Annotated in this window: 21 protein-coding genes; 10 read left to right on the plus strand and 11 right to left on the minus strand. The window is 61.7% G+C overall.

Annotated features, from left to right (window positions below):
- Window positions 1-16: 16 nt before the first annotated feature.
- From EGJ68_RS05630 to EGJ68_RS05655, 6 genes are read left to right on the plus strand one after another with little or no spacing between them, the layout of a single operon-like run.
- A complete protein-coding gene (locus tag EGJ68_RS05630; RefSeq protein ID WP_123033507.1) occupies window positions 17-1,513 on the plus strand; it encodes a 2-oxo acid dehydrogenase subunit E2 in 1,497 nt (498 codons plus the stop codon).
- Window positions 1,514-1,524: 11 nt separating this feature from the next.
- Window positions 1,525-2,928, plus strand: a complete 1,404-nt coding sequence (gene lpdA / locus EGJ68_RS05635) for a dihydrolipoyl dehydrogenase (RefSeq protein ID WP_123033508.1) — start codon at window positions 1,525-1,527, stop codon at window positions 2,926-2,928.
- A gap of 49 nt (window positions 2,929-2,977) precedes the next feature.
- The gene (locus tag EGJ68_RS05640; RefSeq protein ID WP_123033509.1) at window positions 2,978-4,219 is read left to right on the plus strand and encodes a cytochrome P450; all 1,242 of its coding nucleotides are present in this window, start codon (window positions 2,978-2,980) and stop codon (window positions 4,217-4,219) included.
- Window positions 4,200-4,697 carry a nuclear transport factor 2 family protein gene (locus EGJ68_RS05645; protein ID WP_123033510.1) on the plus strand — a complete coding sequence of 166 codons (498 nt, stop codon included), beginning with the start codon at window positions 4,200-4,202 and terminating at the stop codon, window positions 4,695-4,697. Before EGJ68_RS05640 ends, EGJ68_RS05645 begins: the two co-directional genes overlap by 20 nt.
- Window positions 4,694-5,446: an SDR family NAD(P)-dependent oxidoreductase gene (locus EGJ68_RS05650; RefSeq protein ID WP_123033511.1), complete on the plus strand. Its 753-nt coding sequence runs from the start codon at window positions 4,694-4,696 to the stop codon at window positions 5,444-5,446. The genes EGJ68_RS05645 and EGJ68_RS05650 overlap by 4 nt, the downstream gene beginning before the upstream one ends.
- A gap of 55 nt (window positions 5,447-5,501) precedes the next feature.
- Window positions 5,502-5,993 (plus strand): GlcG/HbpS family heme-binding protein, encoded by a 492-nt coding sequence (locus EGJ68_RS05655; RefSeq protein WP_123033512.1) that lies wholly within the window; start codon window positions 5,502-5,504, stop codon window positions 5,991-5,993.
- A 73-nt stretch (window positions 5,994-6,066) separates the two neighbouring features.
- Here EGJ68_RS05655 and EGJ68_RS05660 read toward each other — a convergent pair whose 3' ends face one another.
- The 4 genes from EGJ68_RS05660 to EGJ68_RS05675 form a co-directional block, all read right to left on the minus strand.
- Entirely contained in the window at window positions 6,067-6,525 is a 459-nt protein-coding gene (locus EGJ68_RS05660; protein WP_123033513.1) for a cupin domain-containing protein, read from the minus strand.
- 39 nt (window positions 6,526-6,564) lie between these two features.
- Window positions 6,565-7,017 carry a cupin domain-containing protein gene (locus EGJ68_RS05665; protein ID WP_233248684.1) on the minus strand — a complete coding sequence of 151 codons (453 nt, stop codon included), beginning with the start codon at window positions 7,015-7,017 and terminating at the stop codon, window positions 6,565-6,567.
- A 124-nt stretch (window positions 7,018-7,141) separates the two neighbouring features.
- On the minus strand, window positions 7,142-9,280 hold the full coding sequence (locus EGJ68_RS05670) for an outer membrane protein assembly factor BamB family protein (protein ID WP_123033514.1): 2,139 nt from the start codon (window positions 9,278-9,280) through the stop codon (window positions 7,142-7,144).
- Window positions 9,277-10,032 (minus strand): SDR family NAD(P)-dependent oxidoreductase, encoded by a 756-nt coding sequence (locus tag EGJ68_RS05675; protein WP_123033515.1) that lies wholly within the window; start codon window positions 10,030-10,032, stop codon window positions 9,277-9,279. The genes EGJ68_RS05670 and EGJ68_RS05675 overlap by 4 nt, the downstream gene beginning before the upstream one ends.
- A 431-nt stretch (window positions 10,033-10,463) precedes the next feature.
- Between EGJ68_RS05675 and EGJ68_RS05680 the strand changes: the two genes are divergently transcribed.
- Window positions 10,464-11,039, plus strand: a complete 576-nt coding sequence (locus EGJ68_RS05680) for a PEP-CTERM sorting domain-containing protein (RefSeq protein WP_123033516.1) — start codon at window positions 10,464-10,466, stop codon at window positions 11,037-11,039.
- A 69-nt stretch (window positions 11,040-11,108) separates the two neighbouring features.
- Here the strand turns inward: EGJ68_RS05680 and EGJ68_RS05685 are convergent, their stop codons facing one another.
- Window positions 11,109-12,491 carry a DUF1501 domain-containing protein gene (locus tag EGJ68_RS05685; protein WP_123033517.1) on the minus strand — a complete coding sequence of 461 codons (1,383 nt, stop codon included), beginning with the start codon at window positions 12,489-12,491 and terminating at the stop codon, window positions 11,109-11,111.
- A 1-nt stretch (window position 12,492) separates the two neighbouring features.
- The gene (locus EGJ68_RS05690; RefSeq protein WP_233248685.1) at window positions 12,493-14,196 is read right to left on the minus strand and encodes a DUF1800 domain-containing protein; all 1,704 of its coding nucleotides are present in this window, start codon (window positions 14,194-14,196) and stop codon (window positions 12,493-12,495) included.
- A 247-nt stretch (window positions 14,197-14,443) separates the two neighbouring features.
- Here EGJ68_RS05690 and lnt point away from each other — a divergent pair, with 247 nt between their 5' ends.
- A complete protein-coding gene (gene lnt, locus EGJ68_RS05695) occupies window positions 14,444-15,985 on the plus strand; it encodes an apolipoprotein N-acyltransferase (protein WP_123033519.1) in 1,542 nt (513 codons plus the stop codon).
- Here the strand turns inward: lnt and EGJ68_RS05700 are convergent.
- The 5 genes from EGJ68_RS05700 to EGJ68_RS05720 all read right to left on the minus strand — a co-directional run bounded on the left by EGJ68_RS05700 (window position 15,956) and on the right by EGJ68_RS05720 (window position 22,752).
- Window positions 15,956-17,761, minus strand: coding sequence for a tetratricopeptide repeat protein (locus tag EGJ68_RS05700; RefSeq protein WP_158283514.1), 1,806 nt, complete (start codon window positions 17,759-17,761; stop codon window positions 15,956-15,958). The genes lnt and EGJ68_RS05700 overlap by 30 nt on opposite strands.
- A gap of 8 nt (window positions 17,762-17,769) precedes the next feature.
- Window positions 17,770-18,051, minus strand: coding sequence for a hypothetical protein (locus EGJ68_RS05705; protein WP_123033521.1), 282 nt, complete (start codon window positions 18,049-18,051; stop codon window positions 17,770-17,772).
- A gap of 250 nt (window positions 18,052-18,301) precedes the next feature.
- The gene (locus EGJ68_RS05710) at window positions 18,302-19,723 is read right to left on the minus strand and encodes a TIGR03013 family XrtA/PEP-CTERM system glycosyltransferase (RefSeq protein ID WP_123034066.1); all 1,422 of its coding nucleotides are present in this window, start codon (window positions 19,721-19,723) and stop codon (window positions 18,302-18,304) included.
- 150 nt (window positions 19,724-19,873) lie between these two features.
- Window positions 19,874-21,145 carry a pyridoxal-dependent decarboxylase, exosortase A system-associated gene (locus tag EGJ68_RS05715; RefSeq protein ID WP_123033522.1) on the minus strand — a complete coding sequence of 424 codons (1,272 nt, stop codon included), beginning with the start codon at window positions 21,143-21,145 and terminating at the stop codon, window positions 19,874-19,876.
- Window positions 21,142-22,752 carry an acyl-CoA ligase (AMP-forming), exosortase A system-associated gene (locus EGJ68_RS05720; RefSeq protein ID WP_199227927.1) on the minus strand — a complete coding sequence of 537 codons (1,611 nt, stop codon included), beginning with the start codon at window positions 22,750-22,752 and terminating at the stop codon, window positions 21,142-21,144. Before EGJ68_RS05720 ends, EGJ68_RS05715 begins: the two co-directional genes overlap by 4 nt.
- 156 nt (window positions 22,753-22,908) lie before the next feature.
- Here EGJ68_RS05720 and EGJ68_RS05725 point away from each other — a divergent pair, with 156 nt between their 5' ends.
- Window positions 22,909-23,703 carry a S1 family peptidase gene (locus tag EGJ68_RS05725; protein ID WP_123033524.1) on the plus strand — a complete coding sequence of 265 codons (795 nt, stop codon included), beginning with the start codon at window positions 22,909-22,911 and terminating at the stop codon, window positions 23,701-23,703.
- A gap of 22 nt (window positions 23,704-23,725) precedes the next feature.
- Entirely contained in the window at window positions 23,726-24,235 is a 510-nt protein-coding gene (locus EGJ68_RS05730; RefSeq protein WP_123033525.1) for a low molecular weight protein-tyrosine-phosphatase, read from the plus strand.
- The last annotated feature ends 6 nt before the right edge of the window (window positions 24,236-24,241 follow it).

A 24,241-nucleotide genomic window follows, 5' to 3' on the forward strand; every position in this document is an offset into this window, starting at 1 on the left:
TGGCGGAGTGCAGTGAATGAGTGGGATCAGTACAGTCACCATGCCCAAGTGGGGCATGGAGATGGTCGAAGGCGAAATCGCCGAATGGCACGTCAGTGAAGGCGACACCATTGCCGAGGGCGATGATCTGCTGGATGTGGAAACTAGCAAAATCGTCAATACCGTGACCGCACCCGCGGGCGGCGTTGTGAAACGCCTGCTGTCGGCAGTGGGTGAGCTGGTACCCGTCGGTCAGGTGTTGGTGGTGATTGCGGCTGCGGAGACATCCGACGACGAAATCGAGAAGTTACTTGCGGGATCGGTGCGCAAGGCGGCGCCGGCGGAAATGGCAGATGAGTCTGCTACCCCGGAACCCCAGTCAGCACCTGCGACAGCGTCAGCGAGCGAAAAACCTGCCAGTCCTGCTGCCTCGTCAGCAGGCGAGAATACAACGGCGCTGTCGGCGGGGCCGGACGACAGCGCCGTTGCGGCAACGCCGGTGGCGCGTCGGGTCGCGCGCGAGCAGGGGATCAATTTACATCAGGTGGTCGCCTCTGGGCGACACGGCCGGGTCACCCTGGGCGATCTTGAAGCGGCATTGCAGTCTAGCGGGCGAAGCGTGCCCAGGCCGTACTCGGCGGCGCGCCCCGAGCTGCGGCCAGCGCGGGATGACAGTGCAGTGGCGGCGACGCCCGTCGCGCGACGGCTCGCCCGTGAACTGGGCATTAATCTGCATGACTGCCGCAGCAGCGGCCGTCACGGTCGCGTCAGCAAGGCCGACGTTGAAGCAGCCGCATCGCGAGCCTCCATCAAGACCACTGCCGCAAAGAGCACCGCGGCCTGTGCGTCATCGGTGGCCGAGTCCCGGCCGCTATCCGGCATGCGCAGGACAATCGCGACGCGCCTGCAGACCTCCAAGCGCGAAGCGCCCCACTTTCGCGTGCAGGTGGACGTGGAGGTGGATGCGTTGCTGGCGGTGAGAAAGCAGCTCAACCAGCAATACAGCGAAGCGAAAGTGTCACTCAACGACCTGCTGGTGAAAGCCAGTGCCTGTGCGCTGGCGGCCGTCCCCGGTGTGAACGTGCAGTTTGATGGCGACACGGTACAACACTACGCCGATGCGGATATCGCTGTTGCGGTGGCGCTCGACGAAGGGTTGATAACGCCAATCGTACGTGCTGCGAATCACAAAGGCGTGTTGGCGATTTCCAACGAGATCCGTGATTTGGCAACACGGGCCAAGGTGGGCTCTCTGCAGCCGGAAGAGTTTCAGGGCGGCACGTTCAGCATTTCCAACCTGGGGATGTTCGGTGTTGACCGGTTCGATGCGATCATCAATAGCCCGCAGGGTGCGATACTGGCTGTGGGTGCTGCAGGCGAGCGCCCTGTGGTCCGGCACGGTGAGCTCACCGTCGCAACAGTGATGACGCTCACGCTGTCCTGCGACCATCGTATTATCGATGGCGCACTCGCGGCCCGCTTTCTCGCTGCACTCAGGGCTTTCCTGGAAACACCGGCCACCATGTTGGCCTGAGGAGCGCCGGATTGAAAACACGCTATGACGTGATGGTGGTGGGAGGAGGCCCGGGTGGCTACGTTGCTGCCATTCGCGCTTCGCAGTTAGGGTTTCGCACGGCACTTGTGGAACGCGAATCCCTGGGCGGGGTGTGCCTGAACTGGGGGTGTATTCCCACGAAAGCGCTTTTGCACGGGGCGGAGATCGCGCACACCCTCAGAACCGCGGGTGATTTTGGATTTACCGTTGGCCCGACATCTCTTGATCTCGAGGTGCTTGTCGGTCGCAGCCGCTCAGTCGCAGCACGCCTGAGTGGTGGGATTGCTCAGTTACTGCGCAAGCACAACGTTGACCATATCAAGGGTGAGGCCAGCCTGGCGGGCAAGTGCCTGCTGAGCGTGGAAGATGGCAGTGGCCCCAAAACCTGCCACGCCGATCATATCCTGCTGGCCACTGGTGCCCGCCCACGGCAATTGCCGGGTGTGGTGGTGGATGGCGAACGGATATGGGGTGCCAGAGAAGCGATGACACCGACGCAGGTGCCGGAGCGTCTGCTGGTTATTGGTGCCGGTGCGATAGGGGTGGAGTTTGCCAGCCTGTACGCGGATCTCGGTAGCCAGGTCACGCTGGTGGAGATGGCCAGCGAGATATTGCCCGGTGCCGACGAAGAGATAGCAGCCCGCGCCCACGCCGCTTTGACTGAACGTGGTCTCCGTATTCTCACCCGGCACGCGCTGCTTAAGCTCGAGCATCAAGGCCCTGATGGGGTATCTGCGACGCTGGCGCCCACCGGAGAGACTGCCCCGCTTCATGTAGCGGCGGACCGCGCGATCCTCGCGGTGGGCGTGACCGGCAATGTCGAAGGCCTTGGCCTGGATGCACTCGGTGTCCAGGTGCAAGGCGGCTTTGTCGTCACCAACGACTGGGGCCATACCGGCGTTGTTGGGCTCTATGCCATCGGAGATGTGGCGGGCCCGCCCTGGTTGGCTCACAAGGCCAGTCAGGAGGGTGTGCAGTGCGTAGAGCACATCGCCGGAATAGGTCGTGGCCAGCCACTGCAGGCAACCAGGATTCCCACCTGTATTTACAGCCGGCCGCAAATTGCCAGCGTCGGTTTGACCGAGGCGCAGGTGCAAGCCGCGGGGCGCCCCTACCGTGTAGGCCGCGCGCCTCTGCAGGCTAATGGGAAGGCGCTGGCCATGGGGGAGGGCAATGGATTGGTGAAGACGCTCTTTGATGAGGTCACCGGTGAACTTCTCGGCGCCCACCTGATCGGGCCAGAGGTGACCGAACTGGTGCAGGGTTTCACCGTGGCGCGTCAGCTTGAGGCGACGGAAAACGACCTGTTGGACACCGTTTTTCCTCACCCAACCCTGTCGGAGTCCATGCACGAATCGGTATTGGACGCTCTGGACCGTGCGATCCATCACTAGACATGCGTCCACGGTTTGCATGACGAATAAACACGAGGGAGGCTAGCGTATGCAAAATCTTATGGAGCCGGAGGTACAGGCCTGTCCCTACGCGCTGTATGAGCAACTGCGCGCGGAGTCCCCTGTCTATCGTATGCCGGAGACGGGATTCTATCTTGTGACAACGTTCGATCTTTGCCACGAGATTATCCGCCAGCCTGACCTGTTCATCAGCGGTGTCTCGCCCATGGCACTCAACAGTGAAGGTGTCCCCCGCGAGGTGATGGCCGTCTACGAGGAGCAGGGCTGGGTGCCCGCTGCGTCATGCTCTACGTCTGATCGGCCGCGGCACACCAAGGTGCGGGGGCTGTTGTCGCAACTGTTTACCATGGCCAAGGTGCGTTCCATGGCTCCCTACATCGAAGAGACTGCCAATGGACTTATAGACATGTTTGTGAGCCAGGGTGAGTGTGAATTTGTGCGGGCGTTCTCCCACCCCCTGCCCATGATCGTGATTGCGGAACAGATCGGCGTGAGCGCCAGTGACCTGGACCTGTTCAAGCGATGGTCCGACGCAATCGTCGAGCCCTTCGGCATGATGATCAGCAGGGAGCGAGAGGTCGAATGCGCGAAACTGGTGGTTGAGATGCAGCACTTCTTCAAGGAGCAAATCGATATTCGCCGTCGTGAGCCGCGGGACGATATTCTGTCGCAACTGGCCAACGCAGAATACGAAGGTGGCGAAGCGATTCCGATGAATGAGTTGTTAACAATCGTGACCATTGACCTGCTGGCCTCCGGCAATGAAACAACCACAGCCGGCATTTCATCGGGAATGCTTCTGCTTGCCGAGCGGCCAGAGCTACTGGCTGCCATGCAGGAAGACGAGGAGCTGATCCCGACCTTTGTGGAGGAAGTATTACGCTTGGAGTCGCCCGCGCAGGGAATGTTTCGGGAGGTGACTCAAGATACTGTGGTAGGCGGCGTACAGCTGCACAAGGGCGACGTGCTGAGCCTGCGTTTTGGTGCTGCGAATCGCGATGCAAGTGCGTTCCATAATGCCGATCAGGTGGATATTCACCGCAAGAAGGCTGGCAACCATCTGGCCTTCGGTGTGGGCAGGCACCACTGCGTTGGTGCGCCTCTGGCCCGTCAGGAAATGCTGATCAGTTTTCAGGTGATTGCAAAACGCCTGCGAAATATCCGGCTGAAAAATCCAGGCGCCCCCCTGAAGTACTCCCCCAGCTTTTTCGGGCGCAACCTTGAGGCCCTCGATATTGAGTTTGAAGCCCATGCACACGCCGCTGGATAACGCGGAAATAGCGCAACTCAGAACGCTTCTGGAGGTTGAGGCGATACGGCAGCTGCACATCGATTATTCCATGGCGATGGACGAGCGGGACTTCGATAAGCTGGCCTTGTTCTTTGCCGATGATGTTCTATGCGAATACGGTCCTTACGGTTCGTGGTCGGGAAAAGAGACCGTGCTGGAAAACTACCGCAAGACGTTTGTCGGGGACCTTGCTCCACCGTTCACGTCGCAACACATCAATACCAACCATACCGTTGAATTGTTGTCGTCGACGGCAGCGAAGGGCCGTTGCTATCTGTTGGATGTCGCGACGCATGTTGCGCCAGATGAAAATCCGCTGCTCTGGTTCGCGCTTTATGATGAAGAGTATCGGAAAGAGCGAGGGCGGTGGGTTTTTACGCGCACAAGTCTGCAGTTCTTCTGGCCACAGAGGCATGTGACGACTTCTTTTGAAGCGGTTAAGGAGCAAGATATATGAGACTCGAAGGCAAGCGTTGCATTGTCACCGGTGGAGCGAGCGGGATCGGTGAGGCGACCGTGCGGCGCTTCGTCGAGGAAGGGGCCGAGGTACTCATCGCCGACCTGAACCTGGCCGGTGCTCAGGCGCTGGCGGCTGAATTGGACTCAGCGGTCACAGCAGTGAAGTGTGATGCGCGTCAGGAAGCCGATGTTCGAGACGTTGCAACGGCAGCCCTGGAGCGGTGGGAGAACGTTGATGTCCTGGTTAACAATGCGGGTATTGAACTCAGCAAGACCTATGAGGATACCAGCACGGATGAGTGGGCCGCCGTTATCGACACCAACCTGCGCGGGCCCTGGTTGTTCTGCAAATACATTGTGCCGAAGATGGTTGAGCGCGGGGCGGGCAGTGTGATCAATGTCTCGTCCTTGAATGGCCTGGTCGGGTTCCCGCTCTCGACCGCATACGGCAGTGCCAAAGGGGGGCTTGTGGTGTTCACGCGTGACATGGCGATAGAGCTCGGCCCCACCGGCGTGCGGGTCAACTGCGTCTGCCCCGGGGTCATTGCAACGCCCATGATGGAACGGTGGACCCAGTCGATGCCAGACCAGGCCGAAGCGCAGGAGATGTTGCGCGGCACCATGCCGATTGGGCGGCTGGGTCAAGCCTCCGAGGTAGCGTCAGCAATTCTGTTCTTCGCCTCCGATGACTCAACGCTGTGTCAGGGTTCCGTGCTGTCTGTCGATGGGGGGTTCACCGCGCAATAGCCTGCTTTTGACAGGCCGCGGCGGGTGTTGGAAACACTGGAACTGGGGATAGTCTATGAACAGGTTGCTGGCGATGGTGCTCGGTATTCTGCCATGCGTGGCCGGTGCGGAAGCGCCCTACAGTGAAGAAATCATGACCCTGCAGCAGGCGCGCGACCTGATTGAGGGGTGTGAACGGTATGCGACAGCGCAGGACCTCCCGGCGCTCTCGATGGCCATTTACGATGCGGCCGGTAATCTCAAACTGTTTGTGCGTCAGGATGGCACTACGGTGGCGACGGCTGATTTTGCCCACAGCAAGGGTCGCACCGCGGCTATCACCGCGCTGACTACCAGCGACCTAGCAGAAATCGAATACGCCGACAGCACGCAGCCACTGGGAATTCCCCACCTCGGCGCGTTGACTATTGTACAGGGAGGGGTGCCGGTACCGTCTGTTTCAGGCCAGCATCTCGGGGGCTTCGGTGTGTCCGGTGCACCGGCAGCGGATGATGAAGCCTGTGGGCGAGCCGGTATAGAGCATATGCAGGGCGCAAAGCGCGAGTAGCTGCGAAGGGTGCGGAAGTACTTTGCCGACGGCCAGTGCTCCCGCCTGGCCGTACTTGGGGCTCGCCTTAACGCTAACTCTCGACAATATTCTGGGGCAGGTTCCCTTCCCAGGCTTGCTTGAAGAACTCGCCATCACCGATGAACTGCAGGTTGTCGTCTTTGTCGATGTAGGAGACCGGGCCATGGCCAATATAGAGAAACTCGGTGACCTCTCCCTCACCGGCGGCTTCTTCATGAATCTCGCCAATTTGCTCATAACCGTAGACACCGGCGCCGGCTTCGCCGCGCTCGAACTTCAAAGTGCCCTTGGTGATAAAAAACTCCGCGGGAGTGATGTGCTTGTGGCGCGCAAACTTTACCCCCGGCTGCAGTTGCACGTAGAGCACCCAGTCGCCGGTGACGTCACAATAGCGTAGCAGCTTGAATTTCACGCCTTCGCCCAGTGTCACCCAGTCAATGCGGTTGGTGTCTGCCAGCATGGCTCCGCGCACTGCCGGATCGTGTTCTTCGTTGACTGCACCGTAGGACATGGTCGCTTCTTCCTCGTTCGGGAATACGTTGGGGAGTGACTAGGCACCCTGTTTGGAGATGTCAGCACTGATGTTCTGTTCGCTCAGGTCGCGCAGGAATTCGTGGTTCATGATGAAGCGAACATCGCCGGCGTCATCGGTGAAGGCGACCGCACCGTGGCCCATGAACAGGTATTCGGTGGGCACTTCACAACGCGCCTCGTTGTGCCGGGAGCCAATGGGCTCGTAGCCGTAGGTGCCCTCGGGCGCGGAGCCCACGTCATACAGCAGCTCACCCTTGGTGACAAAGTACTGCCCGTGCCCGAGGTGCCAGTGAGGAGCAAAGGTGGCACCAGGCTGCATGCTCACCCATAGAACCCAGTCGCCGGTTTCTTCGCTGTAGCGCAAGAGCTTGATGCTTGTGCCGGTTCCCAGCTCGAGGAAAGGCACGTCCTTGAGGTTCACGATCAGATCGCCAGAAATTCCGGGGTTGTGCGTGGAGGTCATATTCATACGCTTTCTCGTGGTGATAATTATTAAAGTTGAATTGTATTCAAAAGAGTAGGCCGGGCCGTTGTCTCTGTCAACCAACCTGGCAGCCCCCGTTCAATCAGGACACGTGGTGCACGCAAACAGGCTACTGCAGCTCAAACACATACAGCGCTTGCCCGCCCGTCGGCTGATAGATCTCCGGGCTGACCACCGCCGTCATGGCGCGGAATACACCGATGCCGGTGGGCACGGCAATGTACTGCTTGCCGTCCACCGCATAACTGATGGGGTACCCGTGCAGCGGTGCTCCCAGGCGCGTCTGCCAGAGGAGTTTGCCGTTCGCCACATCGAAAGCATTGAAGTAGCGGTCCAGGTCGCCGATAAACACCAGGCCACCGCCGGTGGTCAGTGCGCCGGTGAGGAACATGGCGCGCTGCTCGTGGGCCCAGCTCTCGGTCATGGTGCGCACGTCCCACGCCGCAAGCCGGCCGAGCAAATCGTTGCTGCCGGGCATGGCATAGGTGCGTGAGTCTGCGCCGTAGCCGCCAGACCCCGGCTCTTGCGCCACCTCGCGGCCCACCATATCGGAGCACAGCTGGTGCAGCGGTATGATCAGGTTGTGCGTTTCCGGGCTGTAGGCGGAGGCCTGCCAGTTGTGGCCACCGTAGATGCCGGGGCAGGCCTCAATCGTGTCGCCGACTCCGGCCGCCACAATGTCATCGCGGTAGCGCACCCGTCCCCGTGCCTTGTCGATCTCGGCGTAAATCGTCTGCTGCAGCGTTTCCACAACGCTGACGTAGTTGCCGGTGGTACGGTCGAGCTTCCACAGCAGGCCGTCCTTGCCGATGGTGTAGAGGAGGGGTTTGCCGTTGACATCAATGAGCACTCGTTCAAAGCCCACTTCCATGTCGATGGTTTCACCGGGGATGTGCTGGAAATGCCACACCAGCTCGCCGCTGCGCGGGCGCAGGGCGAGGGTGGAATTGGTGTATAGCGCTTCGTCCGTTGCGCTCATGCCGCGGCTCGCGGCCACCCAGGGCTTGGCCTGGGAGGTGCCGATGAAAAACAGCTCGAGTTCGGGGTCGTAGGAGCCGGCTATCCAGGTGTCACTGCCCGCGCGCATCTCGACTGGCAGCCCTGCCCAGGTATCACCGCCCGGTTCACCGGGCATGGCAATGGTCGACGTGCGCCACAGCTCCTCACCCGTATCGGCATCGTGGCCGGTAACGAAGCAGCCTTCCTCTTTGTACCATTCGCAGCCGTTGAGGCCGCTGATCACCACGCCATCACCGATGATGGGCCCCGCGGTGTGCGTGTAGCCCTTGCTGAAGTCGGCCTTGGCTGTGCGCCAGACTTCCGCGCCGGTGCGCGCGTCAATGGCGACGATAGCGGCATCGTAGGTGGCCAGGTACAACTTGTCGCCGTAGATGGCGATATTGCGGGTGGGCCCACCCAGGGTGCGCGATGCTTCCGGAAAGCGGTAGCCGTACTCCCAGATCAATTCGCCGGTGTCCGCGGCAATCGCCTGAATGATGTTGCCGGGGTGCGTGAGGTACATGATGCCGTTGCTGACCAGCGGTGTAGGCTGGTTGCTGCCATCCTTCATGGTCATCACCCAGGCCAGTTTCAAGCCGGCCACGCTATCCCGGTTGATTTGCTGCAGCGGGCTGTAGCCCTGGCCATCAAGGGTGCGCCGCCAGCTCAGCCAATCACCGTCCGGTGGATTGTGCAATTGTGCCGCGGTCACGGGTTGGAAGTCGGCGACGGTACGGTTCTGGAATCCGCCGCGGGTGCGCGCATCGGCGTCGATAGAGCCCGCCCCGTCGAACGCCACCCAGGAGACTTCCGTGCTGCCGTCGGCGGCGCCCAGGAGGGCTTCGGCACTGGTGAACAGTTGGTCCTCCGCGCCGGGGTCTCGGTTGACGTCGATCAGGTAGGCGGTGATGGCCGCGTGTTGCGCATCTTCCAGTGCCCCCGTGCCTCCAGGCGGCATATTGGCGCGGTTGAACGCCAGCAGTGTCATGGCTTCACGTTCGGCCCACTGCTTCATAAACCCCGGCCCCTTCAGCGTATTGCCGTGGGCTGATCCGCGCAGGGTCAGGCCGTGGCAGGTGGCGCAATGTTCTGCGTAGAGTGTTTCGCCGGTGGCGGCCAGTGTGGACAGTTCCGCGCTTCCGGCTTCTTCTGCCACACTGGTGCCGACACTGAGCATGCCTGCCATGGCGAGCAGGTTTGCCGCCATTTTCCAGTGAGCAGTCAGTCCCCTGTTTTTGCCGCTGCTCATGCGCTGTAGCCTCCGTCTATACCGATAATCTGACCGTTGATGTAGCCCGCGGCGTCACTGAGCAGGAATGCCGCGAGCGCCGACACTTCCTCCGGTTTGCCTAGCCGGGGCATGGGGGTTTTTGCCAGGCAGTCCTTGATAACCCCCTCGGCGACCGGGTCTGCGGTAAAGGAGCTGTGCACGATGCCGGCGTCGATCACGCCGGGTGCAATGCCGTTGAAGCGCACGTTCTGCGGCCCCAGCTCCCTGGCCAGCTGGCGTACGATGCCACTGATGGCGGTTTTGGGAATGCCGGACATGGCGTCGTTTTCCAGCGTGCGCAGCACCGCGGTTGTCAGCAATTGCACCACGCTGCCACCGCCGGCGGCGGCAAACAGCGTGCCCGCCTGGGTGAGCAGATTGAATGCGCCTTCCACATCCGTGCGCATGATGGCGCTGAACGTGTCGCCGCTGATTTCGCTGAGGGGGCGTAAGGGGATGGCGGGGCCAGTAGCGTTGATCACGCCGATCAATCGGTGCTTACCTGAGTGGGATTGCGCGAGAAATTCCGCGACCTGTTTAGCGTCGCAGAGATCGACGGCGCAGACCACCGCGCTGCCGCCGGCGGCGACGATATCGTGGGCGACAGACTCGGCGGCGGCTCTGCGGCTGTGAAACCCAACCACAATGTGTAAACCTTGCGAACCCAGGTGGCGGCACATGGCGGCACCCAGGCCGCCGCTGCCTCCGGCGATGGCGATGGTATCTGACATGGAGGGCCCCTGTAGCGGTATGCCGGTCGGCGCGCGGGTCCTGCCGCCGGCGTTGTTAAGATTATTGTTTGCGTCCAGCAACAGAGTTTAGACGCGCATCAAGAGCTTGTCACTCATTTGTGGTTGGTCGTTTGGCGCTGCCGACAATGTCGGTTTTTTTTACAGTGGTTCAGTTGTTAGAGAATTGCTCGCTCTTTCTGCGACAGGTTTTACCTGTTTTCCGACATCCCGGCTATTTTTCCAGCTGACCGTTTGGTGTCGCTGTCGATTCCGTAACAAACTGTTTTATATGGGAAAAATCCTTATCGTCTGTAGCGTCGGCAGTGCTTGATAGATCTTGGGTACACGCGCTCGATTCCGTGCCGGTAAGTTGGCACGATGTGTGCTTTGTGTCTTGCATCATTGTCCAATTCTATATGTAAGGGTGTTTCATGAAGATTTCCCATTTTGCACTTGGCCTTCTCGGTAGTGTCGCGGCTGGCTTCGTCAACGCGTCAGCGCCAGACCAGGATCTCACTGGCACCTACACGGTGATCGGTGCATCACTGGACGGCAGCGCTTGGACCGATAGCAGCACGGTCATCACGATGGGCCAGACGTACGCCCTCGCCATTGATCTTGATTACTCACGCTTTGCTGGCAGCAGTGCCTACGCCGACGCACAAAATGTGGAACTGGCAATTGGTCCTCAGGTTATAGGCAGTGCGGCTAGCGGGCTGCCTACCTCGGTTGTGGAAAATGACCAGTGCAACGACTTTGGTTTCTTTGAGCTGTGCACATTACAGCTTGACTCAGCCTCATGGACCTTGTCGGGGGAGGTCATGTTTGACGAGCTGTTCGGCGATGCGGGTATTTACGATGTTGCCTTCTCTAGCGGTTTTTCTCAGTCGTTGACCGTGCAGGCCGCTCCAGTGGCAAACCCCGTACCCGCCCCCGGCACACTCGCTATCTTCGCATTGGGCCTGTTCGGCCTGGTGGGCGCGCGCCGTCTGAAGCAGCGTCGCTAGAACGCGGTATTCAGCTCGCTCGGAAAGGCCCCGCATTGCGGGGCCTTTCTCGTTGTGAGGTATAGTGCTTCACCCGTCCAGCATGAAACCCAGCGGCGCACCTGAGCCGATCGAATAGAACCGTTCCAGGTTGGGCAGTACCGTACTCAGGTCGCTGTCACTGACACCGAACCAGCGCGCCAGCTCCGCAAAATACAGGTCGGTCGCGGTGGTGGGTACGTACACACCTCGCCCCACATCCAGTGGGTTGTCGGGGTGTATGTCCGGGTACTCGCCGTAGTATCTGCCGCCATTCACAGCGCCGCCCATCACGATATGTTGCCCGCCCCAGCCGTGGTCCGACCCCTTGCCGTTGGAGGTGAGGGTGCGTGCAAAGTCCGAGGTGGTGAATGTGGTCACCATGGGCAGCGCGCCCAGCTCCCCCAGTGCATCGCGGAATGCCAGCAGCCCGGAATCGATCATCGGCAGCATCGAGGCCTGGTTTTCCAGCAGGCCATCGTGGTGGTCCCAGCCTCCCACGGTGACAAAGAACGTCTGCCGCGAGGCGCCCAGTTGATCGCGCACGCTGATCATGCGCGCGATCTGGCGCATCGCCTGTCCAAAGGGGTCGGCGCCGAATGGCGTGCTGAGTGGCTGCGCCATCGCCAGCGCACCGGACACGGCCTGCTGCGTGGCGAGCGCCTCGGTAAACCGGTCGCCATATTCGCGGCGTAGCAGTTGTTGTTGCTTGCTGGCGAGCAGGTCGTCCACGACCGCGCGGGTGAAATTGCCACCCGGTGAGTCGTCGGTGTAGCCATTGAGTGATCTCGCGCCCTGTTCATCCGTGGTGATGCTGTAGGGGGTGGTGGTATTGCCGCTCTGGAAAACATTATTCCCGGACAGCGAGATGTTCATGGCGAGGCCATTGTAGGGCGAACTGGCTTGCAATAGATCGGCAATGCGCCCGCCCCAACCCTGTGCGATGCGCGCATCGGAGACAGCGGTTTGCCACTGCTGGATCTGGTCGGCATGCGAGAACAGCCCGAGCGGTACTGGCCAGTTGCCGGCCGCGATGGCAGCGCTATCCAGTGGTGCGACCAAGGCTCCGACGTTGTTCAGCAGCGCGGCATCACTCTCATTGAACAGGCGCTGCAAGCCGGGCATGCCGGGGTGCACCGCATAGGCGCGCCCGGCGCTGTCGCTGCCGGCAAGCGGTCGCAGCGCACTGCGCGGCAGGGCGAGGTCCGAGCGCATGCTGGCGTAGCCTGCATAACTGTCGCTGTCCCAGGGCACCAGCATATTGAAGGAGTCGTTGCCTCCAGCCAGCAGCACACACACCAGGGCGCGGTAGTCGCCGCTGGCGCTCTGGGCGGCGGCGCGCCGCACCAGCCCGAGTTGTAGCAGGCTGCCCGCGCCGGTGGCCGCACCGCCCAGCAGCAGGCCGCGCTGTAAAAGTCCTCTTCGCGTCAGCATATTACAACTCCACCGCGTAATCGGGAGATATCAACAGCAGGTACAGTACCACGCGGGTGCGCAGCTCCAGGTCGTCCAGCTGCTGCGCCGTGGAGGTCAGGCTTGCCCGGGTCTCCTCGCTCAACGTACCGTAGGTAAAGACGGTATCCAGTCGATTCAGCAGGGCGGGCACGTCGTCTGCCAGCGCCACATATTCGCTCAGGTCGAATGTGGCGGCACTGAACGGTGGTTCCCGCAGGTCGTTGAGGAAGTCACCCAGAATCGCGCCTTGCAGGAGGTTGGATATGGCGACGATGGAGCTGCTGTTGGTAATCTGGAATTCAGGTGCCACTAAGCCGTTATCGGCGATCTCGCCCACCGGGGCGAAAGCCGGGAGGAAAAAATTGAATACGCTGGGCGAGGATAGCGGGTGCTGCTGGATTTGCTCCTGCACGTAAAAGCCCGCATTGGCGTAGAAACCATCCGGGCTGCTGGTGTTGAGTTGGCGCAAGGTGGCAATCAGTCGCAGCAGCGGTTCTCGCAACTTGCCACGCGATTGCGCCGGGTCCGGTTCGGCCCGCGCTTCCGGGTCCAGCAACACCGCCTTTATGGTGGCGCGCATATCCCCACGCGGCTCGCCGCCGTCACCGTTGAACGCGGCCGCAACACGGGCCACGTACTCGGGGGAGGGGTTAGAGCTGACCAGGCGCTGAATGAGCTGGCGCCCGATGAACGGCCCCACATTCGGGTGCTGGAACAGGTTGTCCACCGCGTCCTCGATATCCTGCATGCCGGTTTGCCCTGCAGGCAGGATCGTGCCGCGCAGCAGGCGTTTTTCTCCGTTGTCGTGGAACGCTTCGAACATGCGCATGGGCTCGCGGAACAGGGGCTGTCGTGCCCGGAACACGGTGTTGTTGCCCCCCCAGGACAGGCCGGTAAAGACCTTGGCGAATTCCCTGATGTCGTCGTTGTCATAGGTCGGGATCGGCTTGCCGTCGTCGTCGCGTTTTTCGCTGCCGTCGGGGTTGAGCTCGAACAGACCAATGCTGAACAACTGCATAACCTCCCTGGCGTAGTTTTCATCCGGGAAGGTGTTGGCCGCAGGGTCGGCCGCGGCGTTCTGCAGGTGGCTGAGGTACACCCCCATGGCCGGATGCAGCGTAACGGCCAGCAGCAGGTCGCGGAAGTTGCCAAAGGCGTGTTGCAGCAGCGTATCGTAGTAGTTGCTCAGCGCGTAAGGCGACTGGTAAAGCAGGTCGACGTTGTCAGATACCACAAAGATTTCGCTGAGGGCGAACGCCACACGCTGACGCAGCTGGTCCGGCGCGGTAAGTGTTGTGTGCCACCACGCCATGCGGCTGAAAAGCCCTTCCAGACGGGTTGGGTCCGGGTCCAGCGCGGCTAATTCACCGCGTGCCGCGCGCGCCATCAATTCGTTGACTACCGCATCGTGAGAGCTCGCATTGGCGCCGAGCTGCGCGTCCAGCCAGCCACTTTCGCTCGCCTCATCGATAGCGCGGATATCGTCCCACGGCATACCGAAGGTGGCCCGCGATGCCAGCCTGGCGGCTGCGTCAATCCCGCGCAGGGGCTCTTCTCCCGGAAGAGGCTCCGGCTCCGGCTCAATGGGGGCGGGGGTAACGGGCGGTGCGTCCGGCGCCGGGTCGGCGCCAGAACCGCCGCCCCCGCCACATCCGCTGATGGCGGCGAAACACAGAACAATCACTGCAATAGCTGCTGCTTTCAACGACTCGCGCCTCGTTTGCAATTCGCTCAACACAAAGCTTAGGTGTTCTACGGGTATCTGTCTTCTGAAACCTGTGGAAAAAACCGGTTAGTGGCGGACGCCGCTGTGGCATCACGCATGCGTAGTCCGGAAGACTTTGCAGCGCCCGCAGCGCGGCTGGCTAGCAGCGTGAGTGGGACCGTATAATGACGAACGTGTGCAGGTTGCAGCAGAGAGTGAGAGCAGGGTGATCAGATACATTTTTTCCGGTGTGCTGATGATTCTGGCGTCACCGCTGGTGAACGCATGGCCGCTGGTTTTTGTCGCGCTGGCACCTGCCTTGACCGGCTTCTGGCAGGATTCCGGCGCATTTGCCGACCCCGTACAGCCGCGGAGGTTCTGGCGGGTTCTGCTGGGTGGATATCTGGTTGGACTCTGCTACGCCACCTCCCATTTTTACTGGCTGGTTGAGTTCAAGCCCCTGTGGCTGCTTCCCGTATTGGCCGGTTTCGCGCTGATGCCGGCGATGCTAGGGCTTGCGGTGTGGGGGGCTGTTGGTGCAGGCCTGCGGGGCTTCTGGCTGTTGTTGTGGACGGCGTTGAGCTGGACGGCGATCGAGGTACTGGGCTCCGACCTGTGGCTCGGCTTGCCATCCTATGCACTGGGGTATTACCTGTGGCAGGTGCCGTTGTTGCTGCAAACGGCCGACGTTGCGGGGGTCTTCGGCATCAGCTTCGGCATTATGGTCGTGAACGTGCTGGCCGCGCAGTGCTGGCAGGCGCGCGGTGCAGGCAGGGCCTCCTGGTGGTTGCTCACTGTGTGCCTGAGCGCGCTGGTGCTCGGTTACGGCATCTGGCGTCAGGCGGCGGTGGTCAGCGCCAGTGAGGAGGTGCCTGGGGTGCCGGTACGTGCCCTGCACACCGCTGTGACGATCGAAGAAAAACACGATGAAGCCGCAACACGGCGCATGTTCGACAATTTCAACCGCGTTACTCGAGACGCTGCGGATACTTCCGGTGCGGCTGCCTTGACCGTATGGCCTGAGACCAGTCTGCCACTCTGGCTGCGCTCCACGGAGTACCGTGACATCATGCAGGCGTTATCGCAGGCTGCTGCGGACACAGGCACGCCTGTACTGGTGGGTGCTTACTCCATGACCCTTACCGCCTCGGGATCCCCTCAGTTATTGAACGCGGCTTTTCTGGTTCCCGTTTCCGGCTATATTGCCGAGGAATACCACAAGGTGCTGTTGGTGCCGGGTGCTGAGCACAATCCCCTGGAGCGGTGGCTGCCCCAACGCTTGCGGGAGTGGTGGCCATCGCGCATGGCGCCGGGAGACAGTAGCGGGCCGCTTGATGCGGGCGCACTGCAGCTTGGGGTGTTCATCTGCTGGGAGGCCTTTTTCCCGGGGCATGTCCGCGCACTGACGCGCGCCGGTGCGGAGTTGCTCGTGAATATGTCCAACGACGAGGCCGCGTTCGGCCCGCTGCAGCGCGCCTACTCCATTCCGATGCCGCACCTGGTGCTGCGAGCGATAGAAAATCGCCGGTTTGTGGTGCGCAGCGCGAATGTCGGTTCCTCGCTGTTCATCGCCCCCACGGGCAAAGTCGTTGTGGCTTCGGAGCCGGCCACCACCGGCATGGTGCAGGCGCTGGTCACACCGTTGCAGGAACAGACCTTTTTCACTGCTCACGGGTTTCAGCTTGCCCGGGCCGCGTTCATGCTATGGCTTCTGTGGGGTGTGTGCTTGGTATGGCGCTTAGCGCGGCGCCCCGTGGTGCGCCAGTAGCTTCGTCTGCCGTGCCAGGTTGGCCGCTGCTTCGGGATGGCCCATTTCTTCCTGCAGGCGGGCGAGGTGTTGCAGCAGCCGCAGTTCCAGTGCGCCCAGGCGCAGTGTGCTGTACAGGCCCGTGGCTGCGGCCGGGAGGTCGCCTGCCTGCAGTGCCAGGTAGCCGTTGATGTGGCTGGTCGTGGCCTGCGCGGAGCTGCCGGCAACGCGCTGCAGCGCGCGCAGAGTCGCCCTCGATTCCTCCGCCTTGCCCTGTTCGGCCAGCGCCCAGGCGAGGGCGGCCAGCAGTGCAGGAGAGTCAGGCTTGAAGTTCAATGCCCACTCGCAAGTAGCTTGCGCCCGCTCGTGCTCACTGCGTTCCGTATACAGACGTGTCAGCGCCAGCTGCGCCAGCACAAAATCGGGATGCGCCTCAATAATGGTGCGGTAGCTTGTGAGGGCAGCGTCATCATCGTCGCCGGCCTCCTGCGCCGTGGCCAGTAACAGGCGCAGGGCAGCGCTGCCGGGAAGTACGTGCAGGGCGTCTTCCAGTGCAGCGGCTGTTGCCGCGTAGTTACCCATTTGCCGCAGGTTTTCCGCACGTAGCAACAGGAGCAGTGGGTGCTTCGGCCACTCTTGCAGGGCCTGGTCGAGCAGCGCCAGAGAGTGGCGGTGGTAGCCCTGATCAAAGGCGAAGTAAGCGAGGGCCAGGGGCGCCGCCAGATCGGTATTGTGCAGATGGTCCGGCAGCGTCGGCAGCCGCGCGAGTTCAGACAGAGGTAATGGCGCGCGCCGCATGGCTGCCAAAACTGCGTCTACATCGCCCTGGCCGAGAGCGATCATCGCCATACCGGGTTGCAGTGCGGGCGGCAGGGTGGCGGGTGGCCCCAGTGGTAGCAGGGCCTTAGCGGCCCTATCGGATTGGCTCAGTGCCATGTGGGCCAGCGAGCGCGTGAGCAGAATGGAGGCATCGGCGGCGCCCAGCATCGCTGCATCCAGCAGCGCCAGCGCCGCTTCAGGCTGCCCGGCAAGAACCTTGATCTGGGCGCGTGTCACCGCCAGCTCGCGCGTGTAGCCGCGAATATCGGTCGCCACAGCGCTGTCTGCGGCCTCAAAACGCCCGTCACTCGCCATACTGCGGGCGCTGGCGATGGCGTACACCGGGGTTGTAGCGGGTGCCGGTGCCGTGGTGTCGGCATTGAACAGAGCGAGGGCCTCTGCGGGTTGATTCAGCGTGAGCAGCAGGTTGGCCGTCGTGTCCTGTAGCCGGGCGCGGTCGAAATTGTCCTGGGCACTGGCAGGCAATGCGGCCGCTGCTTGCAGATAGCGGGCTGCTTCGCGGCTGCGTCCCGCCTGCAGTTGCAGCCTACCCATGAGGAATAACAGGTGGCTGGAGTCAAACTGCTCGATCAAACCCAACTGGGTGCTGTAGCCGGCAAGTTCAGGGTAGCCCGCTGCCAGGTAGGCTTCCGCAATCGCCCCTGCCGCCAGTGCGGGCAGCCCTTCACCGGGCCCGAAGGTCGCCAGGCCGGACTTAGCTGCCGCCAAATCGCCGGAGTATACCTGTGCTGCAATGCGCAAACCGCGGCTGGTCGCGTCCAGTGAACCATCGTGTTCGGCGGTTTTCTGCAGCACCTGGGCATACTCGCCGGCATCGAGATGCGCCAGCAATTCAGCCTGGAGAATGTCGGTGGCAAACAGGGAGTCGATAGGTGCGGGGGTTTCCGGTGTCACCGGAGCGGCATGAACGGGCGCAGCGATTACGGCAACGAGAGCCAGGCAGGACAGAGTGCGCAAGGGGGAACTCACCCGTATTGTCGGGGCTGCTGCCTGCGATCGGCGATGTGGCGGCGCTCACGGGTGATCAGCTCACCGTTGACGGTAATGGGAAACAAGGTTGGCGCGCTGGTCTGGCGGCGGTCGCCACGACTGCGTGGCTGGTGATCCCGGCCCGTGTTGGGTACCAGGGAAATGTGTTCGGGTTCGTCGTCGGAGACGTAACGCCGGGCGGCCATGGTGAAAAGCACGACGGACACGAGCAGGGCACCCAGTCCCAGTATCGCGATAATTGTCAGTACTGTATTCATTCCCCGCTCACTCCCCCGCACGATGCTGGCCTGAAGCGGTCGACTAAAGCCTGATAACCGCTAAGTTGTTATTCTAAATGCAATTTATGCACCAACATGGATAGACGTATTCGATATCAAGAGGTTACCTAATGCAGGGGAGCAGCTCAAGCGAAACTGCAGGCACTGGAATTAAAAAACCTGACACATTTGGGTAATGCAGGCGTCACATAACCCGGCTGAAAATGGCCGCGCTGCGAGCGCGTGGACCCTAGCGGGCACCCTTGCCAAACAGAATGACTTCTGTGGTCTGTAATAACACCAGGCAGTCGAGGAAGAGGCTTCTGTTTTTCACGTAGTAGAGATCGTATTCCAGCTTGTGCAGCGCATCGCGCCTGGAAGCGCCGTAGGGGTAGTTCAGTTGCGCCCAGCCCGTGATCCCGGGTTTCACGCAGTGCCGCTTGTCGAAGAAGGGGATGCTCTCGGACAATTCGCGCACGAACTCGGGCCTTTCCGGTCGCGGGCCTACCAGAGACATATCGCCTACCAGCACGTTCAGGATCTGTGGCAATTCATCGATGCGCAGCTTGCGGATCACATGGCCGATGCGCGTGATCCGGCTGTCATTGGTGGTTGCCCAGCGCGCCTTGCCATCACTTTCGGCATCCACGCTCATGCTGCGGAACTTCAGCACATCGAACACGCGACCGTTGAGGCCCACACGTTTCTGGCGGAAGATCACCGGGGCGTGCAGTCCGTCTTCGAGCTTGATGGCCAGCACGGTGACCAGCATCAGCGGCCAGGTGCCGATCAGCAGCACAAAGGCGGCGCACATATCGAGCGCGCGCTTGCCGCGATTGGATGAGCCGCCGGCAGCGAAGCCGTCCGAGTAGATGAACCACTCGCGGGGGGCTTCCTCAACCAACACCTTGCTCGCTTCCTGTTCGAAGAAGTCGAGAATGTTGACAACCTCGATGCCGGACGTACGGCAGTGCATAAGCTCGTCAGCGGGCAATGCCGCGGGGTTGTCCAGCGCGACCACAATCTGGCGGATGTCATGTGCCAGTGCGTACTCGTGCAACGGCTCGTCGGGGGTGAATACGTTTCCCGTTTCCACCAGCGTCTGCTCACTGTCGGCGCGCACGTAACCGGCAATACGAAAACCGCGCCTGTCGCTTTTGCGGCGCATGCGATCGGCGATGTTGGCTGCGCGCTGGCCGCTACCGAGTACGAGAACGCGGCGCTTGAACTGCTCAAGCTCGACGGTATTGGCGAAGATCACGCGGGTGATGAGGCACGAGGTGAAGGCAATGGCTGAGGTATAGGCCAAAACACCGCGCCACAGGTGCAGAGACGGCAGCAGGTAGAACATGGCTGCCATGGCGATGGTCACCAGCACGAAGGAGCCGGCAACGCGCAACATGATGCCGTTGAGCCCCTCGCGCAGGCGTGGCTGATAAAGCCCGAGTGCTGTCATCGCCAGCACCGTGGTGAGTGCAAACACCAGGGCACGCGGCAGCAGGGTTTGAAGGTGGGAATCCAACAGGGCCGGGTCGCGCAGGAAATACAGGAAAGTCCCCAGGTAGCAGGCGCCCGTGAAAAGGGCGGCATCAAGCAGTGCCAGCCAGTAATAGGCCACATGAACGTGGTGTTTAAAAACGCGTCGGGTTCCCAACAGGCTACTCGCTAACATGATGGCCAGTTCCCAGTGTACTGTGCGTGCGCTGATTATTGCGCGGTTTGTTTGCGCCGGATGTTTGTCGGCGTCCAAACTCTAGCAGCTGCAGCCAGTAGTACAGAAGGAATGTGACAGTTTGTGACAGGGTTCGCAGATCTGCAACCGCTAAACGAAGAATTCCAGAGGTTGTGGGTGACTGAGGAACAGGTGCGGGCTGGCGGTATATCCGTACGCACCGGACTGGAACAGCACCACAAGGTCACCAATATCGGCCGTGGGTAACGGCATGCGCTCGCCGAGCAGGTCAAGCGGCGTGCACAGCGGGCCAACGATTGTCACCGTCTCCTGTTCCTCGCTGATCACTCGATTCCCAATACATACCGGGTAGTTCTTGCGGATCACCTGACCGAAGTTCCCGGAGGCTGCCAGATGGTGATGCAAGCCGCCGTTGGTGATCAGAAACGTCTGGCCGCGTGAAATTTTCTTGTCGCTGACCGTACAGACATAAATTCCGGCCTCGGCCACGAGGTAGCGACCCAGTTCCATGACGAGTTCCACGTCCGGGAGTTGCCGCAGGGCCTCATCCACGCGCTGTTGCAGATTCTGTACCACTGGCGAGAGGTCGAGAGGCTCTTCCCCGGGAAAGTAAGGCACACCAAAACCACCCCCGATATTGAGCCAGCGGAAAGGCCGGGGTGCCTGACCGGCAAGTCGCAACGCGAGCTCAAAGGTTTTATCGTGCGCCTCGATAAGTGCCTCGGGCCGAAGGTTCTGTGAGCCACTGAAGATATGTACCCCGACAAGATCCAGCCCCAGCGCGTCTGCGCGCGCCATTGCATCAGGTACTTCTTCCGCATCAATGCCGAATGGCTTGGGCCCTCCGCCCATTTTCATGCCCGAGGCCTTGAGCTCGAAATCCGGGTTGACGCGGATTGCCACAGGCGGTCTGGTGCCAAGCTCGGTGGCGATATCCGCAACCCGTTGCATTTCGGTCATCGATTCCAGAATGATGATGACCCCGGCATGTACTGCTGCGCGAAGGTCTTCCAGTGACTTTCCGGGGCCGGCGAAACTGATTTCTGCCGGGTTGATGCCAGTAGCCAGTGCAGTGGCCAGTTCGGCGGCAGAGGCCACATCGAGGCCATCGGTCAGGCCGGCCATGTACTGTACGAGGGCGGGCATCGGGTTGGCTTTGATCGCGTAGTGCAAGTGAATGGCATCCGGGAGTTGTTGGCGCAGTTGCGCCACACGCGCGTCCATCACGCGATGATCGTAGGCGTAGAAGGGCCTGCCATTTGCCTGACGGGCGAGTTCAGTTACCGCCTGGTTGCCGACCTGCAGGCAGTTGTCACGCACCGCGAAGTGATTCTGTGGCGCATGCTGCGGGCGACCGCGTTCACGGGGTTTGGTCGCTGATGTGTCATGTTGCTCAGTCATTCCGTTGGCTCCTGAAACAGGCTCGCGTATTCGGCATTCAATGCGCGCCGGTCAATTTTTCCGTTCTGGTTGTGGGGCAGGGCTGCACGTACGATAAGCCGTGTGGGGACCATGAAGTTGGGCAGTTCGCGTTGGCACAAGGCCAATAGCTCGCGCTCCAGCGTTTCGCCGTTCGCCTGAGCCGACGGTGTTACCACCAGAGCGATCGCCTGCCCCAGTTGCGCATGGGGCAGGCCCAGTGCCGCGGCGCCGGCAATCAGCCCTGACAGGTAGGCGACTTCCTCCACCTCGGTGGGGCTGACCCGGTAACCGGAGGTTTTGATCATGTCGTCCTTGCGGCTGACGAAGTAGAGGTAACCCTCCTCATCGCGCACCACCTGGTCGCCCGACCAGACGGCAAGCTCCGGCAGAGGGAGTGCCGGGTCCTGCCCAGGGGCCGGCCGGAACCGTTTGGCGGTCTTCTCCGGATCATCCCAGTAGCCCAGAGCGACCAACGCGCCGCGGTGCACCAGCTCGCCGGGCTCGTTGTCAGCACACAGCTCACCGGCCTCATTCACTACCAGAATTTCGGCATTGGGGATCGCCTTGCCGATGGATTGCGGCCGCTGATGAACTTGCTCCGGCGGCAGGTAGGTTGAGCGGAAGGCCTCGGTGAGTCCGTACATGAGGAACACGCGGGTATGGGGGAGTTTGTCCTGCAGGGCACGCGTGCTGGCGACCGGCATGGCGCCGCCGGTGTTCGTGACATAGCGCAGGGTGCCGGCGACTTCGTCGGGCCACGCCAGTTGCAGCAGTTGGTTCCACAGGGGAGGCACGGCCGCAAGCCCGGTGACCGCGTAGCGCGCCACCGCTTTCAGTACGTCCCGCGGCAGCAGATAGTCCATCAACACGACCGAGGCGCCGACAGAGAATGCGGTGGTGATTTGGCTCAGTCCGGCATCAAAGCTGAGCGGCAATACCGCGAGCAATCGGTCGTCCGGCGTGTTCTCCAGGTACTCAGCCACACTGCGCGCGCCCGCTACCATGTTGCGATGCGAAAGCACGACACCCTTCGGGTTACCCGTACTTCCGGAGGTGTACAGCAGGGCAGTCATGTCGGTGTCGATGCGCCGGTGGGGTGCTCGGGCTGGGGCTGCGAGCAGCGCTTGCCATTCAATCACGTTGAGCCCATGGAGATCGCTGGCGAGGGCCTCACGTCGCTCCTCGGTGAGAGTGTCCACCAGCACGAGGGTGTGCAGGTCGCTACAGGCCGGCAGTTCGGCAACCAATTGTTGCAGCCGTTGTGCGGAGGTGATCAGCACGCGCGCCTGACTGTGGCGCAGGATATAGCTCACCTGCCGGGGCTTGAGCACCGGGTTGACCGGAACGAAGCAGCCGCCCGCGGCCGCCGTGGCAAAAATACCGATCACGGTCTCCGGCTGCTTGGGTAGATAGATGGCGACACGCTCCGCGGCACCCAGCGCCTGTGCCAGCAAACCGTGGGCCGCGTTTTCCACCTGCTCTGCAAGCTGTGCGTAGCTCAGCACTTGTTCGCGAAACAACAGCGCAGGTCGTGAGCCCTGAACCGGTGCGGCCCTGGTGAGGAACTGATGAATAAGGTCTGCCACCCGCGGTTCTCCTTGCCTGGGGTTGCCTGAGTCGCCGCCGTTGCACGGGCTCATGGTTCTGGACTATGGTCTCAGGTTTGCAGTGTCGCCTGTGCGCGCCGCCTCGGCAAGCATGAAGCGGTGCACAGTGCAGCTGGCTGCCACAGGAGTGAGTGCATGACACGTTTTCGTTCCCCCGGGTTGCCGGCGCTGGTCTGGCTGCTGTGCGGCGCTCTGTTTGCCCAGCCGCTGGCGGCCGCATCGCTGGCCGATGTGATAGAGGACGTGCGTCCCGCCATTGTGGGTGTAGGTACCAGCTATCCGCCGCGCCAGCCCATCGGCGAACGCCGCCCTGACAGCTTGCGTGGCACGGGCTTTGTGGTCGGCAATGGGCAGTTGATCGTGACCAACTTCCACGTGTTGCCGGAACTGCTGGACCACGACAACCAGCAGATGCTTGCGGTATTTTCCGGGCGCGGACGGCAGGCGGTGGTGCATCCGGCGGAAATCGCGGCGCAAGACCCGGTGCACGATCTGGCCATTCTGCGGATTACCGGCGCGCCCCTGCCCACCTTGCGGCTGGGTGACTCTGCCAGAGTGCGTGAGGGTGATGCGGTGGCCTTCACCGGTTTCCCCATTGGCGGTGTGCTGGGCTTGTATCCGGTCACCCACCGCGGGATGGTGTCGGCCATTACCCCGGTCGCGCGTACCGCGGATGCGGCGCGCGATCTCAATGCCGTGCAACTGCAGCGCATGCGCAACCCCTTTGATGTGTTTCAACTGGATGCCACGGCCTATCCCGGCAATAGCGGCAGCCCCGTTTACGACCCGGCAACAGGCGCCGTCATTGGTGTGGTGAACAGTGTGTTCGTCAAGGAGTCCCGTGAGTCCGTGCTGGAACGCCCCTCCGGTATCAGCTACGTGATTCCGGTGACCTGGGTGCGTCAGCTGCTGGACCGTGTGGCCGATTGAGTTGCCTGGGGAGGAGTGATTGATGTTCTGGCGGCGTCCGCAGCTGCGTGTATTGTTCATCTGCACCGCCAATGTGTGCCGCTCACCGTTGGCGGAAGCGTTGTTGCGTCATCGTTTGCGCAGCATGGGCTTGGCGCGCCGCATTGCGGTGGCCTCGGCGGGCACACGCCCGGGGCAGCTCGGTCGGCCACCCGATCCGCGGGTGGCTCGGTTGGCGCGGGAATACGGTTTCCCGCTGGGTAGAATCCGCGCGCAGGAGGTGACTCCTGCCCTGCTGGAACGCAGTACCCATGTGCTGGTCATGGAGCAGGTGCATAGCGATGAGCTGGCGGTGCTCGCAGCCGGTAGCGATGCCTTGTTACGCGTGCGGTTGCTGGGTGAGTATCAGGAGGGTGCGCCCCCGGGCGGTGTGCCGGTGGCGGATCCGTATTATGGTGACTGGCCTGGATTTCAGGCGGTGTATGCGCAGATCGATCGGGCGCTGGATGGTGTGCTGGAGCGGCTGCTGGCGGATCTGGCGCAGGCGCGGTGATGCCCG

Source organism: Haliea alexandrii (genome assembly GCF_003719295.1).
Taxonomy (GTDB): Bacteria; Pseudomonadota; Gammaproteobacteria; order Pseudomonadales; family Halieaceae; genus Haliea; species Haliea alexandrii.

Bases quoted from the DNA above. Each gene is read 5' to 3' on its own strand.
- EGJ68_RS05680 (WP_123033516.1), top strand. From the start codon at position 10,464: ATGAAGATTTCCCATTTTGCACTTGGCCTTCTCGGTAGTGTCGCGGCT.
- EGJ68_RS05705 (WP_123033521.1), bottom strand. From the start codon at position 18,051: ATGAATACAGTACTGACAATTATCGCGATACTGGGACTGGGTGCCCTG.
- EGJ68_RS05685 (WP_123033517.1), bottom strand. From the start codon at position 12,491: ATGCTGACGCGAAGAGGACTTTTACAGCGCGGCCTGCTGCTGGGCGGT.
- EGJ68_RS05645 (WP_123033510.1), top strand. From the start codon at position 4,200: ATGCACACGCCGCTGGATAACGCGGAAATAGCGCAACTCAGAACGCTT.
- EGJ68_RS05655 (WP_123033512.1), top strand. From the start codon at position 5,502: ATGAACAGGTTGCTGGCGATGGTGCTCGGTATTCTGCCATGCGTGGCC.
- EGJ68_RS05660 (WP_123033513.1), bottom strand. From the start codon at position 6,525: ATGTCCTACGGTGCAGTCAACGAAGAACACGATCCGGCAGTGCGCGGA.
- EGJ68_RS05730 (WP_123033525.1), top strand. From the start codon at position 23,726: ATGTTCTGGCGGCGTCCGCAGCTGCGTGTATTGTTCATCTGCACCGCC.
- EGJ68_RS05715 (WP_123033522.1), bottom strand. From the start codon at position 21,145: ATGACTGAGCAACATGACACATCAGCGACCAAACCCCGTGAACGCGGT.
- EGJ68_RS05710 (WP_123034066.1), bottom strand. From the start codon at position 19,723: ATGTTAGCGAGTAGCCTGTTGGGAACCCGACGCGTTTTTAAACACCAC.
- EGJ68_RS05725 (WP_123033524.1), top strand. From the start codon at position 22,909: ATGACACGTTTTCGTTCCCCCGGGTTGCCGGCGCTGGTCTGGCTGCTG.
- EGJ68_RS05675 (WP_123033515.1), bottom strand. From the start codon at position 10,032: ATGTCAGATACCATCGCCATCGCCGGAGGCAGCGGCGGCCTGGGTGCC.
- EGJ68_RS05630 (WP_123033507.1), top strand. From the start codon at position 17: ATGAGTGGGATCAGTACAGTCACCATGCCCAAGTGGGGCATGGAGATG.
- EGJ68_RS05665 (WP_233248684.1), bottom strand. From the start codon at position 7,017: ATGAATATGACCTCCACGCACAACCCCGGAATTTCTGGCGATCTGATC.
- EGJ68_RS05670 (WP_123033514.1), bottom strand. From the start codon at position 9,280: ATGAGCAGCGGCAAAAACAGGGGACTGACTGCTCACTGGAAAATGGCG.
- EGJ68_RS05640 (WP_123033509.1), top strand. From the start codon at position 2,978: ATGCAAAATCTTATGGAGCCGGAGGTACAGGCCTGTCCCTACGCGCTG.
- EGJ68_RS05650 (WP_123033511.1), top strand. From the start codon at position 4,694: ATGAGACTCGAAGGCAAGCGTTGCATTGTCACCGGTGGAGCGAGCGGG.